Origin of the sequence: Bradyrhizobium sp. BWC-3-1 (assembly GCF_032917965.1) — a bacterium.
Taxonomy (GTDB): domain Bacteria; phylum Pseudomonadota; class Alphaproteobacteria; order Rhizobiales; family Xanthobacteraceae; genus Bradyrhizobium; species Bradyrhizobium canariense_D.
The window spans coordinates 6706395-6723950 of sequence record NZ_CP136625.1; the positions used below are offsets into that span (position 1 = coordinate 6706395).

15 protein-coding genes and 3 pseudogenes are annotated in these 17556 nt (G+C 59.8%); 6 read left to right on the plus strand and 12 right to left on the minus strand.

Annotated features, from left to right (window positions below):
- Positions 1-142: 142 nt before the first annotated feature.
- Positions 143-403, minus strand: a pseudogene (locus RX329_RS42070) (winged helix-turn-helix domain-containing protein); the annotation flags it as partial.
- 169 nt (positions 404-572) lie between these two features.
- On the opposite strand from RX329_RS42070, the gene RX329_RS32265 reads away from it, so the two are divergent.
- Positions 573-899, plus strand: a complete 327-nt coding sequence (locus tag RX329_RS32265) for a hypothetical protein (RefSeq protein ID WP_143273929.1) — start codon at positions 573-575, stop codon at positions 897-899.
- Between the two features lie 372 nt (positions 900-1271).
- Here the strand turns inward: RX329_RS32265 and RX329_RS32270 are convergent, their stop codons facing one another.
- The 5 genes and pseudogenes from RX329_RS32270 to RX329_RS42075 all read right to left on the minus strand — a co-directional run.
- Positions 1272-1913, minus strand: coding sequence for an HD domain-containing protein (locus RX329_RS32270; RefSeq protein WP_085358238.1), 642 nt, complete (start codon positions 1911-1913; stop codon positions 1272-1274).
- Between the two features lie 171 nt (positions 1914-2084).
- Entirely contained in the window at positions 2085-3059 is a 975-nt protein-coding gene (locus RX329_RS32275) for a GlxA family transcriptional regulator (RefSeq protein WP_085358236.1), read from the minus strand.
- 84 nt (positions 3060-3143) lie between these two features.
- Positions 3144-3564 (minus strand): annotated as a pseudogene (locus tag RX329_RS32280) (cupin domain-containing protein).
- Between the two features lie 95 nt (positions 3565-3659).
- Positions 3660-3938: a hypothetical protein gene (locus tag RX329_RS32285; protein WP_240543202.1), complete on the minus strand. Its 279-nt coding sequence runs from the start codon at positions 3936-3938 to the stop codon at positions 3660-3662.
- Between the two features lie 454 nt (positions 3939-4392).
- A pseudogene (locus RX329_RS42075) lies at positions 4393-4491 on the minus strand (Ku protein); the annotation flags it as partial.
- 206 nt (positions 4492-4697) lie between these two features.
- On the opposite strand from RX329_RS42075, the gene RX329_RS32290 reads away from it, so the two are divergent.
- Positions 4698-6614, plus strand: a complete 1917-nt coding sequence (locus RX329_RS32290) for a diguanylate cyclase domain-containing protein (RefSeq protein WP_094183593.1) — start codon at positions 4698-4700, stop codon at positions 6612-6614.
- Positions 6614-6928: a PilZ domain-containing protein gene (locus tag RX329_RS32295; RefSeq protein ID WP_085358232.1), complete on the plus strand. Its 315-nt coding sequence runs from the start codon at positions 6614-6616 to the stop codon at positions 6926-6928. Before RX329_RS32290 ends, RX329_RS32295 begins: the two co-directional genes overlap by 1 nt.
- A gap of 167 nt (positions 6929-7095) precedes the next feature.
- Here RX329_RS32295 and RX329_RS32300 read toward each other — a convergent pair whose 3' ends face one another.
- Entirely contained in the window at positions 7096-7254 is a 159-nt protein-coding gene (locus RX329_RS32300; RefSeq protein WP_162847231.1) for a hypothetical protein, read from the minus strand.
- 621 nt (positions 7255-7875) lie between these two features.
- Between RX329_RS32300 and RX329_RS32305 the strand changes: the two genes are divergently transcribed.
- Positions 7876-8736, plus strand: coding sequence for an ABC transporter substrate-binding protein (locus tag RX329_RS32305; protein WP_085358230.1), 861 nt, complete (start codon positions 7876-7878; stop codon positions 8734-8736).
- A 512-nt stretch (positions 8737-9248) separates the two neighbouring features.
- Here RX329_RS32305 and RX329_RS32310 read toward each other — a convergent pair.
- From RX329_RS32310 to RX329_RS32320, 3 genes are all read right to left on the minus strand, one after another.
- Positions 9249-9605 carry a hypothetical protein gene (locus RX329_RS32310; RefSeq protein WP_240550521.1) on the minus strand — a complete coding sequence of 119 codons (357 nt, stop codon included), beginning with the start codon at positions 9603-9605 and terminating at the stop codon, positions 9249-9251.
- Positions 9606-10100: 495 nt separating this feature from the next.
- Positions 10101-10304, minus strand: a complete 204-nt coding sequence (locus RX329_RS32315; protein ID WP_317244816.1) for a DUF2934 domain-containing protein — start codon at positions 10302-10304, stop codon at positions 10101-10103.
- A 361-nt stretch (positions 10305-10665) separates the two neighbouring features.
- Positions 10666-13608 (minus strand): EAL domain-containing protein, encoded by a 2943-nt coding sequence (locus tag RX329_RS32320; protein ID WP_085358226.1) that lies wholly within the window; start codon positions 13606-13608, stop codon positions 10666-10668.
- A gap of 210 nt (positions 13609-13818) precedes the next feature.
- Here RX329_RS32320 and RX329_RS32325 point away from each other — a divergent pair, with 210 nt between their 5' ends.
- Complete coding sequence (locus RX329_RS32325; RefSeq protein WP_085350929.1) at positions 13819-14175, plus strand: methylamine utilization protein; 357 nt, start codon at positions 13819-13821, stop codon at positions 14173-14175.
- A 5-nt stretch (positions 14176-14180) separates the two neighbouring features.
- Here RX329_RS32325 and RX329_RS32330 read toward each other — a convergent pair whose 3' ends face one another.
- Together RX329_RS32330 and RX329_RS32335 are read right to left on the minus strand one after the other, a co-directional pair.
- Complete coding sequence (locus RX329_RS32330) at positions 14181-15242, minus strand: hypothetical protein (RefSeq protein WP_085358224.1); 1062 nt, start codon at positions 15240-15242, stop codon at positions 14181-14183.
- A gap of 413 nt (positions 15243-15655) precedes the next feature.
- Positions 15656-16693: a cytochrome-c peroxidase gene (locus tag RX329_RS32335; protein WP_085350927.1), complete on the minus strand. Its 1038-nt coding sequence runs from the start codon at positions 16691-16693 to the stop codon at positions 15656-15658.
- A gap of 433 nt (positions 16694-17126) precedes the next feature.
- On the opposite strand from RX329_RS32335, the gene RX329_RS32340 reads away from it, so the two are divergent.
- The gene (locus RX329_RS32340; protein ID WP_143274160.1) at positions 17127-17555 is read left to right on the plus strand and encodes a hypothetical protein; all 429 of its coding nucleotides are present in this window, start codon (positions 17127-17129) and stop codon (positions 17553-17555) included.
- Position 17556: the final 1 nt, after the last annotated feature.

Consider the following 17556-nt stretch of genomic DNA (forward strand, 5'->3'; position numbering starts at 1 on the left):
GTGGTGTCCCTGATGGACGCCTCCCCAGTGAATGGACCAACTCGGTGGCTTCCTCCGCCGGCTGAGCCGTCCAGTTCCCGAGCAGACGATAGCCTCGGCCGGAGGTCGTCTTGAGCAACGCTCGATCCGAACCGAGAGCCTTCCGAACTGCGGAGATGTGAACGTGGAGCGTGCCCTCGCTAACGATGGCACCCGGCCATACCCGGTCCATCAAGCGGTCTTTGGTGACCAGGTCCGGGGCCGATTGCACTAGAACTGTAATGATCTCGAAGGCCCGCCCGCCGAGCGGGAGAGAGATTCCACGGGACCGGAGTTCGCGCCGACCAAGATCGATCTCCCATTGCCCACACGCGTAAACCAAATTTGCAGGCGCCTGAGACACGCTCCGGTTAGAAGGTGCCATAATACCGTCCGATCATTTCCGACATTTGGGGGCCGGCGGTGAGGAGGCCCACTGTCGCTGAAAATGCGTGAGTTGGCTCCAGACGCGGCGGTCAAAACTTAAGAATTTTTAAGGTGAGCATGAAGGAACCGCCTGGGTTGGCGACATAGGTTTGAACCTTGGAGGTGCGATGCCGTATTCCAAAAAAGAGAAATGCGCCCTTACCGCAAGCGCGCGTGTAAAGGCTTTACGCGACCCTTTGGAGCAACCCGCGTGTGGCAGTGAGCCGCGTAGCCACGATTATCAAAAGGGTGGTAGCGCCGCGGCGATGCAGTTATCCCCTTCGCTCGCCCACGCAATTAAGGAGCCCATCAGCGCTATAGTTATAAACGCTGGAACCGCATTGTGGCTGCTGAACGTTCAGCCGACGAACATGGAAGCGGTGCGCCGATTGCTTGCTCGCGTGGTCGACGACGGGATGCGCCTTGGCGGAACCGTTGACCGCAACGTAGGCTGATCTGCGAGCGCTGCTGTTCGGCACGAGCCATCGTGACCTGGCGCTGCGCAGGAGATGGTCCGCGGTCGGAGGGTTGTTTGCGTTCTGGTTGTTCCCTCGGGGATGGCCGGTAGCGCATCCCGTCACCTCGCTGACCTGCGCATGGCCTGCCATGTGGCAGGCAAAACCATGGACGATAGAGGTCGACGAACTCGACACGACCGAGGTCGAACGCGCCACCTGATCAACGTCCGGTGCAGGGCCCCTGCGAGTCATGACCTATCGATGGGGCTCTGCTCAACGAGCCGCCGCTCGCTCGGTCCGATCATGGGTCCCTACATCCTGGCTCGACCGGCGCTCAACTGGATTTTACTCCGCTCGCAGCAACAAAGGTCAGTTCGGCCAGGCCGAACCGAGGATGATCGAACAGAAATTCTGGCGGACATAGGTCATGTCCTTCAGCGCAAGGACGTCAGTCTTCACGTTGCCGAACGTCGTCAGCGGCTTATTGATGATGCCTCTGGCGAAGTGATCTATGATGTTCTCCTTGAAGTTCGTTTCGCGCGGATGATGGACACAGACATGGTCGCGCTGCTCATGCGTGAAATCGTGGTAGGCGATCCCGAGCACGTCCATTTCCACCCCGGCGGTCACTAGCGCAATAGTGGGTCGCATATGCTCGGGAATCCCGGGCGTGGTGTGGAGCGCGATCGCGGTCCACACGTCCTCGATCTCGCGCTCCGGCAGGCCGTAGCTTTTCATGAAATCGCGGGCGGCATTGGCCCCGTCGACCTCGAAGCGCAGGTCGGGGCTGGAATACTTTTCCGTGAGGCCCATGTCGTGGAACATGGCGCCGAGGTAAAGCAGCTCCGGCTCGTACTTCAGGCCGTGGCGATCTGCCGTGAGCGCGCCCCAAAGGAAGACGCGGCGACTGTGGTTGTAGAGTAGGTCGTCCTCGGTATCGCGCACGAGCTGCGTCGCGGCGCGGGCGATGGCACTGTCGGGCAGGCGAATCCCGGCGATGATCTCAGACATGGAGCACTCTCCTTGTTTGCGTAGCGGGTTGGTTGCTTGCCTCTATTTGCCAACCGAGCACCGCTTCGCACAAGGAAGGGCATCCCGCGGATCAGGACAGCCGTACGTCTTTTCCTGACATGACGGTCCGTAGTGAGAGGATCGCGAGCGTTGTCGTGGGGAACGCTCGGTTTATTCCAGTGTCGTCCGCCGGAAGCTCGCGCGATATTGGATGGGGCTCACGCCAAGACGGGCGGTGAACACGATTCTCATACGATCCGCCGAGCCAAACCCGCAGTCGAATGCAACCGCCTTCAGCGGCCGGTCGCTTCCCTCCAGCATCATGCGCGCCGCATCGATGCGGGCGCGCTCGATGAATTCGTGCGGCGTGATTCCGGTCGCCTGCACGAAATGCCGGGCAAGATTTCGGGCGCTCATCCCGACGACGGCGGCAAGGGACTCAAGCGAGTGGCGATCCCCGACGTTCGTCATCACATGGTCCTGGATACGGGCGATCGGCGATTCCGGATCGGCAGGCGCGGTGAGATAGGGGCTGAACTGAGACTGTCCGCCTTGTCGCTGGGCGACCACGACCAGCCGCTTGGCGACTTTGAGCGCCGTTTCCGCGCCGTGGCGCTGCCCGACCAGGGCCAAACCGAGATCTATTCCCGCAGTCACACCCGCCGCGGTGATTAGCCGGCCATCGCGGACGTAGATCAAATCCGGTTCGACTTTTGCTCTTGGGAACCTGGCCGCCAGCGCCTGCGCATCCTGCCAATGGGTCGTGACACGCCGATCGTCCAGCAGACCGGCATAGCCAAGGACAAAAGCCCCGGTGCAGATCGATCCATAGAGGCTCGACCGCCACGGCAGCTCCTTGACCCACTGAAGCAAGTGCGGGTCGGGCTCCGTTTCAGGTGGGGTGGGCGTGCCGGCCACCAGAACGATGTCGAACCCACCCGTCGCCTCCTCAAGCGTGAGATCGGCAATAAGCCGTATGCCGTTCGAGGCGCGCAGCGGATTGTGGTGAGCAGCAACGAGTACGGGTTCATAGCGGTCGGCACTGTCGAGGAAAGTGTTCGCCTCGCTGAACACGTCCAGCGGCCCGGCTACGTCCAAGGCCTGGACCCCCTCGTAGACGACGATCGCGACAGCTTGTACCGGCACCTTTACTGCCTCTCCAGTATTATGCATGTCGTTCACACAGTGCAAAGGCCGGGCGGTGACTGGACAGGCGAGCCTGCCGCGCCGTTATTTCGGTGCTCCGTCCTTGTCGGGCATCGTCAATGCCCCGTCTTTGGAATCGACCACGAAGACCGCGAGCAAGCTGGCGGGGTCCGTGTCGCTCGCGTTCTCGCTGACGCTGTGATGAGCACCTGGCATTTCGTAAAGCCCCCGCCTGCGTGATAGACCTGCGCAGGGTCATTGCCGACCTGGCTGCGGATGGCCCCGGACGTACATAGGCATAGATAAAGGCCGACTCTGCGTGGCGATGAGGCAGCGATTTGCTCCCGGGCGGATAGCTCACAAGGACAGCAGCCATTCTCTTTCCCTCGACATTCGGCAGCGCGTGCTCGAAGACGAGCTTAACTTGCTCCCGATCCTGGGCGATCGCGGGCGAACTTCCCGCAACAATGGCTGTTGCGACCAGCGCCAAGAACATCGTTCGCATTAGCTCTATTCCCTGTTTTGGACTGATTGCTGAACGGCGTGACAGCGCAGCTATCCGATTGGTGATTGCACTGATCGACATCGTGACCTCCTCTCCTAATGAGCCCAGGGAGAACCAGCGATCAAGTCGCAGGCATTGGGGCTCTTGAAGCCCGGCATGAAGCGTTCGCACACCCCGGCGTTGACCGTGCCGTACGTAGTCGCCGGCTTGTGCGCAAACCCGGCGAAGTACTCCTGAACGAAGCCCTCCTTGAAGTTCGTGCGCGGATATTTGGCGACGATCTCCTCGCGAAGCTCCGCGGGAAACTGATCGAACCCTATCCCAATCACATCGAGCAGAACCCCTGAATTGTGTGTTTCGGCGCGGGGTCTCAACGCTTATCGGCGTGGGGGTCCAATGGATCAGGTTCAATGCAATCAATGACTTGAAGGGGTCCCCAACACGCCGATGGGGGGTCATTTTTCGATCAGCATTTACACGGCGGAGGCCCTAAGCGAACTTTTCGCTTGGGCCCGCGGTGGCCACGGATGCGCGCCAGCTCCTGCCAGATCAAGGCCAGACGGAGGAGGCGTTGCCGCTCCGCCCCATTGGTCTCTACGGCGAGCTTCATCGCCCCCAGCGCCTGGCGCTCGAGGTCATAGTCGTCCTCCATCGAGAAGAAATGTAGTCATCAAGCGTGAACGATCGTCGACGGGCAACCCCGTAGCAATGCGGCTCCTGGGTTTTTGCGGGTGTCCTGCGCTGTCCGCGGTGCTGCCCTCCGGAGCGACCATCGAAATGCGTTCACCCGCGGCAGGCTCGCACGCAACGAAACCGTGAAGACACGACCTACGCTGACTTCCGCGCCCCAGCTGCCGGCTTCTTCGCCGGCTTCTTACCGGCGATCGGCATCAGCATCTCCTTCTGGCCGGGTGCCGCCTTCCTCGCGGGCTGCGAATTTGAAGGCGGGCGAAGTGCCCGCCGCTGCCGGACGCACTACCGAAGTACCACGGCACTGCCGGATTCCGCTCGGGTTCTCAAAGGCCTGTTAGCCAAAGCCTGCATTTGCCTCAACCTCGGCCACGGTCGTTAGCAGCTTTGAAGGTAAAAATGATGATCGTCATATCGAATGCACCCGAGCAGGTGACACGGTCGTGGCATCACTACATCAGGCGATACACCGCAAGCCCCTCTTGGTGGTCGGCGCCTTCCTGGCCGTCATGATGACGAGCGTCCTCGGCCTCGTTGCCTGGAAGGCGTCGGTGGCCCGTCAGGCGACCTTGGTCCGGGCACAGGAGGATTTGGGCAATTTGGCCCGTTCGCTGGCCAGGCACGCAACCACTACCCTCAAGGCCCCTGATGTGGCCATGACCGGGCTGGCGGACTTGCTAAAGTACCAGAGCCCACTGCCTGAGCGGTTCAATGCCCACCTGGTCGCCACGACCCGCTCTCTTCCGCAGATCCGCGAGATCGGCGTTTTGGATGCGGAGGGTAACTGGCGGTACTCATCCTTCGCGCGTCTACCCGACCACAACAACTCCGACCGTGCGTACTTCGTACACCATCGGGACAATCCCAGCCCCAAGATGCTGCTGAGCGGGCCGATCATCTCCAGGACTAGCGGGCAACAATCCATCATCCTGTCGAAGCGGATCAGCACTCCAACCGGGGAATTCGCAGGTGTTGTGGTCGCTGCGATCGACTGCGACTACTTCAGCAAATTCTATTCGTCCTTTGGTGTCGGCGCTCAAGGCGGCATCAGCCTCCTGTCCACCGATGGAACAATGTTCGCTCGCTGGCCGGTGGTGGAAGGCGGCCGAAAGATCGCCGACACCTCTCTGTTCCAGAAGCGCACAAATGAAAGCCCCAGCGGGTCCTACAAGATCACCTCCCCGTTCGATGGTCTCACCAAATATATCGCATACGAGCTGGACGCCGAATACGCGGTGGTCGTCACGGTGGCGCGATCAGAGGACGAGGTGCTGGCCAACTGGCGGACCGATCTCATCTCGGATGCCATCGTAGCGGTCCTGCTGGCCACAATCATCGTCGCCATGGCGATCCTGTTGAGGAGCCAATTCAGCTTCAGGACCGGATTGGAACGGTCGCTGCGGGAGCGGGAGGCGCGTCTGCGTTTGTTGGCGGACAATATCGCCGACATCGTCATCGTGATGGACCGAACGGGATACCTCCGCTACGTGTCGCCTTCGGTAGTGGCTGTGCTCGGGATGACCGAGAATGATTTCCTCGGCAGGTCGTGTCTCGACGTGGTCCATGACGTCGACCGGGAAAAGGTCATGGCCGCGAGCCGCGAGGTGAAGCACGCGAGCGCCTCCAGCTCAGTTCGGTTTCGTATTCGGCGGGGAGATGGGACCATGGCTTGGTTGGAGGCGCACTTCAAGCTGGCCGAGCAGTCCCTCGGCGGCGAGCTGGAGATCGTCGGAACTCTTCGCGACATCACGAAGCAGAAGCGCCTCGAGGACGAGCTGTCATCAGCCAACCTTAGACTGGCGCAGCTCGCGACGACAGACGGCCTGACGCGGCTCGCGAACAGGCGCAGCTTCGATGCCTTCTTGCGGGAGGCCTACGCCAAACATGACATGCTATCGGTTCTCCTGATCGACATTGACCAGTTCAAGGGCTTCAACGACGCCCTGGGCCACCAGGCCGGGGACGGTTGCCTCCAGCGCATTGCCGAGGTGATCGGAAGCGCCACCGCGAAGACGGGAGGATTGTCGGCGCGGTATGGCGGCGAGGAGTTCGCCGTGATCCTGCCCGGCGTGAACGAAGAAAGGGCGGTGAAGGTGGCCGACGCGATTCGAATGTTGGTCGCTCGTTTGCAGATCCACCATCCGCGCTCGCCACGAAAGTACGTGACGATAAGCGTGGGCGTCGCCGAAAAGCGCGACGCCACCACGGATGAATTGGCGCTCACCCGTGACGCTGACATCGCCTTGTACCACGCTAAGGAACAAGGCCGGGACTGCTCAATTGCAAGCTCCTCGCTCGTATCCTTGCGTTTGGAGATGCCGTCGCTGGTGCCCTCGCTGCCTGATCTGGAGGGTGCGTGATGAGAGCACCGGACAAGCGAGGGACACGGCGAGTTGCGTTCGAGCGGGCAATTCCGGCGAGCATGATGGCGATCGACGGAACGTGGCAGCGCGCTTGCTCATTGCAGGACGTATCCGACAGCGGAGCCAAGCTGTTGATCGAGGGCTCGGTGGAGAGCTTGCCGTTGAACGAGTTCTTCCTGGTGCTCTCGTCGACCGGCCTTGCCTATCGCCGATGCGAGCTGGCGTGGGTAAACGGCGGCGAAGTTGGCGTGACCTTCATCAGCCAGGACTTCAGAGGACGAACGAAAGCCCAACCTGCTGGCACCCGCTGAACGGGCTGGATGGCGAAGAAAGCGTCCCCGGCTCACATGGGCCCACCGGCCGAAATCGCGGGACGACATCAGCAACATCGGAAACTTGATCCGCATGCCGTGCTCGAGCGGCCTCGCCGGCAGTCAAGGCGCAGACGCGGCCAGACACAGGGGTCGTAGCGCTCAGCTCAGAACCATTCGCCCGGGGTGTATTTGTCGACGATCAGAACAGAGAGGGACAATAACAGGCCCAAGCCACTAAACATCACCACCGAGAGCGCGGTGTCGATGTCGGCGACCGATTTCGCGGACGCGCGAGGCAGCAGCCATGCAATTGCAGCGTTCATGTCACTCTCCGTTGAAGACAGCCAAGATCCGACGCACACCACAACAGCAGGCGTTCGTTTCAGAATGACTTCGTGGGATTAACGAAACGACTTCTCGATGCAGCGAAAAACGTCTGTCCTTAACCCGGATCGGGCCGCGTCCTGTTCTATTGCTTGAGAAACCCGCGCGAGACCTCGCGATCTAGGGGCCGGGTCATACCAGAACGCCGGCTTCAAGGGAAATCTCCTACTTTCCCCCGCGGGCGCAGCGGGCTGTCCGCCACTTCCGGGCGTCCGGTCGTGCAGCTGATCGTCGTCGCAACTGCTGCAGTCCTGCACGGCAGCTGTCGAGGTTAGATCAGACATTGGGAAGACACGGGGCAAACGGACTCGAATGAGCCTGGGCTGGCATCGGCTCACGAGTGCTGAGGTCGATCTCCACCTTTCTCGCTCCTATCCAATCGTAAGATGCTAGGCTTTGAGTAGTCGATCAGGTTTTACCGTCAGGGGGCACATGCAACGGCGCGAGTTCATTACGCTTTTGTGGGCATGGCGGCGACGCGGCCAGTCGCGGCACAAGCGCAGCAGCCGGCGAGACTATAGCGGATCGCCTTCGTTAGTCCGGCTCTCAAAGTGAGTGAAATGGGCCTGAGCGGTCCACCGCAATACCGCGCCTTTTTCGAGGAGCTGAGCCGCCTTGCCTACGTCGAGGGCCAAAACCTCGTGATTGATCGCTACTCCGGAGAAGGTCGACCAGAACGCTATTCCGAATTGGTTCGGGATGTGATCAACACACATCCCGACTTGATTTTAGCGGTGGCCGCACGTCTGTCGCTGGATTTTAAAACCGCGACGACGACAATTCCGATTGTGACGATAGTCAACGACCCAGTTGCCTTAAGACTTGTGGCCAGCATCGCGCGCCGGGCGGCAACATCACAGGCGACCATCGCGACGGAATTGGAACTCATTGGAAAACGTATCGAGCTGCTGGTCGAGGCGCTGCCGGGACTGTCCACCCTCGGTTACCTTGTGTCGCGGTCGTACTGGGAAGACTTGAGAGGTGCGGCAGCGCGAGGCAGCCAAACGAGCCGGTATTTCGCTGAAGGCTGCCCTGCTGGGCAGCGGCTTCTACCTGACAGAGTACCAGCGGGTCTTCAGATCGATGGAACAGACGCGCTCATGGTGTCAGACGAGGCCGAGCATCTCGCCACTGGCGCGGCTATTGTTGAACTAGCGGCGACGGGCCGCATTCCCACAATGTACGCATACGGCGAGTACGTACGACTCGGTGGACTGATGGCTTATTCGATTGACTTACCAGAGACATTTCGGCGCCTCGCCACTCTCATCGACAAGGTTCTTAAAGGCAGCAGTCCCGGAGATATCCCCTTCTACCGACCGACCAAATTCGAGCTGAGTATCAATCTCACGACTGCGAAGGCGCTCGGGCTCGCACTGCCCGCGATACTGCTCGTCCGCGCCGGTCAAGTTGTCGAATGACGTGGCTGGTTGGCCCATCGGCGAAGTAGCGGCAGCCCTCCACGAGGTCCGTTCACCGAGGCATGGTGACTAGATTGGCTCACGTTGAGTTCTTCGCCTTTTGGACCCATTGCAGATGTTCCGGTGAAGCCTCCATCTCACAAGTAATCGAAGCTCTGTCCCGGCAGCGCGTACCCATACCCCCTGAAGCCTTCGACCGTTTCCTCCCCGGGCAGATGGATTTTCTTCAGGGCGCGTCGGATTTTGCTGCCGAACAAGCCGCGCGGGATGGCCCGCACCAGAGGCGAGCTGGTTAGAGGGTTCAGATCTTTTCGGATGCTGTGTGGCGGCTTCCCTTGGTGCACCCGGACTCTTGGACCTGCCGGCGATGGCAAATCCGAACGTGTGTAGCGGGGATTTCTGCAGTACTCAGTTCCGAAATCCTGCGAGCTGTAGTGTGCTACCCGAGCTGGAGAGAACGACAAACCTATCAAAGCGAAGCCGAGAGCAAGCGCGCTGTCGAGTACTAGCTACTAGCTTGTGGTTGCGGGCATAAAGCACCGAATTCCGAGGCCATCAAAGCTATTCAGCGGCCACACCATGGTCGCACCGGCGCGGTTTGGCTCGGCAATTACTGCATCGTCAGGAACATCGACCCAACTGCCATTTAGGCGCACCCGATAATGGCCATCTCTGGAATCCCAATCCGAATCGGCGACTATCTGGCCGTCCGCAATCGAACAACATCGTCCCTTGCCGCTGGCGAGTTGATCAAACCAATGTTTGAGGCCCGAGTCGTTGTATCGGTTATCCAAGTCGCGCGCCTTTACAGTGCCAATCAAAAGCACCGCTACTATGCCTACGACGAATTCTCGCGCGGTTGTTTTCATTTTCCATGACCCTGCACCAATGGGATCCATTGCTCCCCAGTGGCGCATTTATCCCTGCCAGAGAGGCGAAATAGTGGTCGTAGAGATAGTGCGGCTCGGATCTTGATTGAGAACCAACTTGGCCGCCAGCGTCAGCCATGCCGCTGACGTAGCGACCCTGAAAGCGAGCGTCGCCTTCCACCCGGACCATTTTCACACGTGGCGCCTAAAGTTTGGCAGCTAAAACGAGGGACGAAGAAGTCGGGGGCTTAGGGCGGAGCCACGCAAGCCAGGCATTCGCACGAGGCCTGTGCTGGATCGATCAGATTCCGCCGACCTCGTTTCTCGCGACGCTGGTCTGTTATCGCCGGCGGACGCAACTCACCAGCGAAAGACCCGGAGGGATAGAGCACCGGAAGGTCGACGGCCCACATACGCAAGCCTCTCTGTCGGCGTCAGGGTCGCCTCCGCTCAAGCTGGAAGGAGGGCCCCCACGGGCCAGAAGAAATGGGTACGTCAAGCCCCGCGGCCTTTTCCGTCTCGCGGTTCTACAGCGTATTCGGCGTCCTGAGTTCGCGGCGACCGGAACTCTTCCTTCAGCTGGCGCTCCGCTTCCGAATAGAATTCTTGATCGCGCCCGCCGGGCATTCCGGCCTGCTGCCATAGCTGATACGCTCGGCGCTCAATGTCCTTTTTAGTTGGAGGACTTGCCATCTGCATTACTCCTGATGAAGCTAACTGTGGCTCTTAACGTCCGCCCTTCCGGGAGAGCCCGTGATTCCGTCAGGCCCTACCATGAGACGGGCTGGAATGGCAGCCGTCCGGACGACGGCTATGGCCGATGCCGCACCCATAAACGACCTGCTGAGCACTTCACCATGACCCAGAGGAACAGCTGTGGATTGAGCCATCGCTCGGTGCTCAGCGTGAGCCGCGCACACGATGACGCGACGGCGCACCCGTGCCGCCCGAGTTTCCTACCCAAACCGATACCCGCGCAAGCTGGTACGGATCGTCATTGATGCAGCGCCGCGAAATTGCCGATGCCATGGTCGATTTCTCTGGCATGCGATCCATAGCCTTAGCTGGCTATCAGATTATTCCAGTCAGATCGCTTGAGGCTCTGGAGGCCGTTTCTCAAACTCAGGATCGTTGATGCGAGTTCGGTTGCCGGGACCGGACGGCTGAACAAGTAACCTTGTGCCTCGTTGCATCCTTCGGCCTTCATCTGGTTCAACTGCTCAATCGTCTCTACGCCTTCCGCCGTCGTCGTCATGCCGAGGCTCTTTCCGAGGCTGGTGATGGCGCGGACGATCAATTTCGAGCCCTTTGTCGCCGTCGCGTCGCGGACGAACGATTGGTCGATCTTGAGTTTGTCAAATGGGAAACTGCGCAGATAGCTGAGCGATGAGTAGCCGGTACCAAAATCATCCAACGCGATGCGCAGCCCCCGCGCCTTCAGCTCGTGCAGCGTCGCAATGGTTTCGCTGCTGTTGCCAAGCAGAACCGATTCCGTGATTTCGAGCTCGAGCCGGTGCGGCGCCAGCGCTGAAACCTCGAGCGCGTTTGCGATGACGGCCGCGAGCCGTGGATCACGAAACTGAGTGGCCGAGACATTGACCGCAATCTTGAGCTCGTTCGGCCAACTCGCCGCCTGCTCGCAGGCGCGATTGAGCACCCATTCCCCAAGCGGTGTGATGAGGCCAATTTCTTCGGCGACAGGAATGAACTGGTCGGGCGGCACCAGCCCTCTTTCCGGATGTCGCCAGCGCAATAGGGCCTCAAAGCCGCTGATCCGGTCCATCCGCAAGTCATAGATGGGCTGGTAGAACAGATCGAATTCGTCCTTGTCCATGGCCGCACGCAGGTCGGTTTCGAGCGCGCGGCGGTTTTGTAGGCTCGCATCCATGGCCGGCTCGAAAAACCGCCACGTTCCCCTGCCGTCCATTTTGGATCGGTACAACGCCATGTCGGCATTTTTCAGCAGCGCTTCGCGTGTCGTGCCGTCACCCGGTGCCAGGGAAATTCCGACGCTGCAGCCGACGACGACCCGATGTCCGTTCAGCTCGTAGGGCGCTGCGACACGCTCGACGATACGTCGGGCCAGATGCACAGCATCTTCAGCGTTGTGGACTTCAGATTGGATGAGCGCAAACTCATCGCCTCCCAAACGCGCAACCGTATCACCCTCTCGGACGCAGGCACTCAATCGCGCCGCGACAGCGCAAAGCAGCCCATCACCCACCGGATGGCCCAGCGTATCATTAATTTGCTTGAACTTATCCAGATCAATACAGAACACGGCAAAGCCTGCACCTCGAACAGCCGCTGCGACAGCCTGTTCAATCCGTTCAGCGAACAGAGTCCGGTTTGGCAATCCAGTCAGAGCGTCGTGCCGCGCCATGAAGGCGATTTGAGATTGAGCCCGTTGTTGTTCGGTGACATCTTCACAACTGATGAGCCAGCCGCCATCGGATGTGGAGCGATGAGCGATCGAGACAACGCGTCCGTCGCTGAGCTGCTGGAGGTAGTTGCCGCCCTTGCGGCGAGCCAAGAGCTCCTCGCCTTCTGCCAGAAGATCGGTCACCGTCTGGCTGCCATGATTTCCAGCGGCAACACTCAGGCGGAGGACGTCCTCGAACGTCATCCCTGGACGCACAAGCTCCGGCGAAATATCAAAGATTTCGCAGAAGCGCCGGTTGACGACCTGCAGCCGTCCTTCTCCGTCATAGAGACAGAGTCCCTGCGACATGTGCGTCAGCGCAGCATCCAGTCTCAAATTGGTCGCATGCAGCTCGGCCTTCTGCTGCTTCAAACCGCTAATGTCGCTGTAAACGAGGATGACGCCGCCCTCCTGGGTCGGGCTGCGGCTGACCCGCAGCCATCTTCCATCCGGGAGTTGGGCCTCGCTCTCCACCCCGTCCGCCTCGTCAGCGTTCTCTGGCAGCATGAGTTCCGTTGAGTGCTGGGCGGTGGGCGCCCGTGCCATCCGCAAAGGATCGACAAGCTGCGGAGAGCAGCGAATGAATTCGCTCGCTCTGGAATTGGCCAACGCGACCTGGCCGTTTTGGTCGAGGAGGACGACGCCCTCACGGGAGTGCTCGAGCGCATCGGAAAGCCGCGCCTGCGCCGAACGCCGCTGCGCCACCTCTCGGTCGACCATCGCCTTAATGTTGTCCCGCATTCTGCCCATAGCAGTCAGGAGCGTACCGAGCTCGTCACCGCCGCCCTCCGGAATGCTTGTGTTCAAATCGCCGTCGGCGATGCTCTTGGCCGCTTTGGAGGCGATGGCAACAGGACCAATGATCCGCCGCGCCAACAGCCAGGAGAAAAGACCGGACAGAAGAAGGGCAATGGTCAGCCCGGCGACGTTGAGTTGTAGATCCCGGTTGATCGCGGCAAGCGCCCGCTGGCGAAACAGAAATCCATCGCCGGCTGTATAGTTCACCAGCAATTCAATCTGCTGATTTACCGTGTTGGAATACGGATCCGCACCGTTGATCTCACGACCGCTCGCTTCGATCTTCCCAGCGTCGTTAGCAAAGCTTTGAAATTGACCTCGATGAAGCGCGGTCCATGCATTTGCCGCCTCCTGCACCTTGGCGGCGGCTTGTGCGGCCCGCGAGGACTGTGATCGCTCGGCCGCTATGGTGACGTCTTCAGAAAGTGACTTGGCCAGTTCGTCAATTTCGGCGTCGAGCCTAGCATGGACCGCCGGGTCTTTTGTGAGAAGCCGTTGTGCAGATGCCACGCGCATGGCGGCGAAATCGGCGCCGGCCGCCCGCGCATAGTTGATCGACATCAATGACTCGTCGAAGGTTTTCGCAACTAGGTCGCCGGCGTGCCGGATGCCGAGGCTGGCATATCCTCCCAACGCTACTGCAATCGCGCTCATCGCAAGGCAGAAGATCAAGATCCCGGTTCTAATCGAACCGCGCGCGACAAGCCGCGACAACCGAGCGATTATCGACCGGAAGGTCTCGACGACCGCTTTCGGCGCAACGCTGCCGACGAAAGGACCCATCACAGTGTCTTTCGCTGTAAACAACTAATAGCAAACATACCGCGCGGAGGCAGCCAGCCGCCCGCCTAAAATTTCCCTAGTAATGACTGCAAGGGATGCGGAAATCGTTAAGATCAACCTGTGATAAGCTTGGGAGTACTCACGCGGCTCGGTAGATCCGAACCCAGACGGATTCTTGGTAAAGTTGAAGTTTCAGCGGGGTTGAAAATTATGGCGAGGCTTTTCCCATTGCGCACGGGCGAGCTCGGTTTTCAGATCACGGCCGCAATTATGGCGGGACTGTTCGCGGGAGCCGCTTTGGCCGCAGCCCCTTACACGATCTCGCAAAAAGACCGAGAATTCAGGCCGAGAGAGATCATCATCAAGAAAGGCGAGACTTTACGGTTCGTTAACGACGATGGCGAGCTCCTGCACCACGCCTATTTGAGCGCAGGTAGCTTTGATTTCGATACCGGAGACCAGCAGCCGGGTAGCCAAGTCGAGGTGGTTTTTTCTGTGCCTGGTGACTACACAGTGCTGTGCGGCATTCATCCCAAGATGAAGCTTGGCGTGCATGTGACCAAGTAACAGGCCTAGAGAATCGTCGTGTTGAAGATCGCGGCGTGGCCAACATAATAGGCGAACAGCGTGACCGTCAGCGCCGCGCATAGTCCTGCCGGGGCGAGCAGTGGGGGGCGATAGTCTGCCTTGGCCTGCCGGGTATCGGAAACGATCGCAATCAGGACGACGATGATCGCCGAATGCCCGATGACATCGAGCTTGCCGAATTCGAAGCACGCGCTGATAAACATGCCGAGCAACATGGCCGCCGCAACGCGCCGAACCAGCGGGGTCCAGGCCAGGGCAAAAGCGAGGGTGAACTCGACCATGCCCGCGGCCCGCATGTAGAACTCGTTGTTGAACCCAAGCGTGATGCCGGGATGCTCAATCAGGAGCGGAAAACTCCATTCCGGATAGGCCCACTTCTCGATCGACGCCCACATCAACGTGACGGCAGTCGCATAGCGCACCACATCGAGCGGCGAAACGCCGAATAGATCCTTTTGCAGTCCGGTGAGAGCGAGGTAGGCCGCAACCCCCAGAAAGATCGGATAATCGGCCAGATGGAAGGTGCCGTAGTCCCGCACCGCAAGCGCGAACAACACCGCGATCCCGGCCGCGGATAGTGGCATCGTGCGACGGGACAGCAGCCCGGCGGCGATGACGAGCTGCAAAGGCCCGACCAGCGCGGACGTCGTTTTCAATTCGGGGGTCAGGATGATACCTCCGATCGCCCAGAGCGAGATGAAGAAAAACCCGCAGACGGCGCGCATCATCAGCTCGGTGTGCAGCTCCAGGCTTTGCGTGAAGCGGTTAAGCGAGCGGGCAATCAGCTCGCCCAGAGAGGTCCGCTCGACCAGACAGCCGGAAAACAACCAGAGCAAGGCAACGCCCAGGAGGAGCTCAAAATCCTGGCACAGAACGTTCTCGAGGCCCCGCGGCTGGCCAGCAGCGTCATAGGCGCAGAACCATTTGACATGCGCGGCGGCCTCTTCAGTCCCCAGGATCCAGAAGCAGAATCCGGCGATGGACGAGGCAAACAGGTAGATTCCTCGGGATGCCGATACGGCACCTCGTCCCAGAGACCTGAACATTTCAAAAAACCGCCCGTCTTAAAAGCACAGCCTTAACGATTTATTCACCTTAGCATAGATTTTAAGGTTTGTGGCGCCTGTCGCATCCACCGGTTGTTTACTGGTTAATGGGGCTGCGCAGGATTGGAGGCGCCCCGCACAAATCCTTCAAATTTTAACGATTTCGAGGACGGGCCTTCAATTCGAGGGACGTACTGAACGGGGAACAAGCGGATGATTGGAGCAGTCCATGTTCGGAGCGCTAAGTGCGGCAGGTGTGGCGGTGGGCGCGGTGCTGGCCCGCGGCGCAAAGCGGTACGCCGTGCGTCCAGAATCCCTGGAGGCTTGGACAGGCGCCCTTCTTATCCTCGGCTTGGGCCTGTTCGGGTCGGCATTGCCGCACCTCTATTGAGGTCCTTTCCGGCCGCCCGATATCAGGGAGTTCGTTGTCCGGGCACCTCAGGGAAAGGCACGGTCGGGGACGAGGCGGTAAGCGTTTGAAGAAAGGCGATCAGATCGGACTTTTCGTCCGCCGTAAGGAATAGTGGCCGGATCGAAGGCGATCGGCTCGGACGATCCATTCCGCCCTTGTCATAGAGTTCGATCACCTGTTCGAGCGTTGCCAGCGATCCGTCGTGCATATAGGGCGCGCGGCGCGCGACATCGCGCAAGGTCGGCGTCTTGAACGCGTATCGCAGCTTTTGGGACGTCGGAAACAGTCGGCCGCGCCCGATATTATCATCCGTCGCGGTGCCGATATCCTGGAACGATCCATCTGTAAAAGATGGCCCACTGTGGCAGCTTGAGCAGCGTGCTTTGCCGTTGAAAATCTCAAAGCCGCGTTTTGCCGGTGCGCTGATCGCGGCTTCATCGCCCATGATCCAGCGATCGAATGGCGACTCGCCAGCGACAATGGTGCGTTGAAAGGTCGCCAGGGCAGCTTCGATCCTGGGGCGCGTAATCGCACTGTCTCCGAACGCGGTTGCGAATGCATCACCATAGGCCGGTGCGGCGGACAGACGGTCGATCAGCTCCGCTTCCGTCAGGTTCATGTTCGCCCGGCCAGTGATCGGACCAAAGGTGACGGCCTCGATATCCCTGAATTTTCCGTCCCAGCCCAGCGGTTCACTGAAGGCCACATCGATCAGAGTCGGCGAACGCAACGGCAGACCCTTCGGGTCCTCCCCAATCGCACGCGAGCGGCCATCAGCCCACGAAAGCGACGGATCGTGGCAAGTCGCACAGGAAACGGTACGGGACCTCGAGAGCAGTGGATCGAAGAACAGCTGCTGGCCAAGAGCGGCTTTGGCCGCGGAGTAGGGATTGCCCTCGGGAAAAGGAACGGTCGTAGGCCGACGATAGCTGGCACGGATCTCCGCAGCCTCGCCCGATTTCGCCGTAGACCACCAGGCAAAACGCTGGCCCAACGGCAAAAACGCCGCAAGCAAAGCCAGGCTGACCCAGACCTTCATTGGCTCCTCGGACGGAAATACTGGCTCTGTATATGAAGTGTTAGTCAACGAAGCTTTAATGAATGCCAGTGGATTCAAGCGGGGTGCCGACACTGACCAAAGACGATGACCGCAAAAGCGCTGGAAGAGGCGACATGATCATGCTCGGCCTCGTCCTCGCGACATGCCAAGACGTACCGGTGCATCCGGGACGCGGTCAGGCTACGAGCTTGGTAGCGCTACATGGGAGACGGCCAAGACGGCAAGTGGTCCTCTTGCGCGGTGATCCGCGCGTGGAAACGGTGCCATTGTCCGGTAATGTCCACACGCTCCTACATCACCGCCATCGCATTCGCATGAGGTAAACTGAGCAAAGCTGCTGCCGCGCGACTTGAGGTGCCCGCGTCTAGTTAAGTTTTGGCCTCCTCTCATCGATATAGGCTTGCAGGTCTGCTTGAGCCTGCTCGATCAACCACAATGCACGGGGCGGCGCGCCCGTGCGCTTCCCGACCTCAATGACTTGTTCGAGCTCTCGCCTGAGCTCGCAAACGGCGGCAAGCAGCTCAAAATCGATCTGTTTGGACATGTATTCGCGCACGAAGTCGCAGCCAGATCAGCCGGACAAGCTCGGCCACATACCGCCGTCGCAGCGTCTTGCAAAGATACGCAAGCCGCTCTGTTTCCACGCCCGGCAAATGAAAACACATGGTCCAATAGAACTTGGTTCGAAATTAACTTTCATTCAAGCGCAACCACAGATCGACCGCAAGCGAAAAGACAGGTGATGCTATGCGAAGGCCTCGAGTCCGGCGTTTTGCTGCGCAGGACCGCGATCGGTTCCGACTTCGAGGTTTCCGCCCTGCTTAAGCGCAGCGTCGAATAGG

What these genes read in the sequence shown, in the direction of transcription:
- RX329_RS32315 (WP_317244816.1), bottom strand. Translation starts at nt 10,304, where the DNA reads ATGCAGATGGCAAGTCCTCCAACTAAAAAGGACATTGAGCGCCGAGCG.
- RX329_RS32330 (WP_085358224.1), bottom strand. Translation starts at nt 15,242, where the DNA reads ATGTTCAGGTCTCTGGGACGAGGTGCCGTATCGGCATCCCGAGGAATC.
- RX329_RS32310 (WP_240550521.1), bottom strand. Translation starts at nt 9,605, where the DNA reads ATGAAAACAACCGCGCGAGAATTCGTCGTAGGCATAGTAGCGGTGCTT.
- RX329_RS32320 (WP_085358226.1), bottom strand. Translation starts at nt 13,608, where the DNA reads ATGGGTCCTTTCGTCGGCAGCGTTGCGCCGAAAGCGGTCGTCGAGACC.
- RX329_RS32325 (WP_085350929.1), top strand. Translation starts at nt 13,819, where the DNA reads ATGGCGAGGCTTTTCCCATTGCGCACGGGCGAGCTCGGTTTTCAGATC.
- RX329_RS32305 (WP_085358230.1), top strand. Translation starts at nt 7,876, where the DNA reads ATGGGCCTGAGCGGTCCACCGCAATACCGCGCCTTTTTCGAGGAGCTG.
- RX329_RS32295 (WP_085358232.1), top strand. Translation starts at nt 6,614, where the DNA reads ATGAGAGCACCGGACAAGCGAGGGACACGGCGAGTTGCGTTCGAGCGG.
- RX329_RS32300 (WP_162847231.1), bottom strand. Translation starts at nt 7,254, where the DNA reads ATGAACGCTGCAATTGCATGGCTGCTGCCTCGCGCGTCCGCGAAATCG.
- RX329_RS32265 (WP_143273929.1), top strand. Translation starts at nt 573, where the DNA reads ATGCCGTATTCCAAAAAAGAGAAATGCGCCCTTACCGCAAGCGCGCGT.
- RX329_RS32270 (WP_085358238.1), bottom strand. Translation starts at nt 1,913, where the DNA reads ATGTCTGAGATCATCGCCGGGATTCGCCTGCCCGACAGTGCCATCGCC.
- RX329_RS32335 (WP_085350927.1), bottom strand. Translation starts at nt 16,693, where the DNA reads ATGAAGGTCTGGGTCAGCCTGGCTTTGCTTGCGGCGTTTTTGCCGTTG.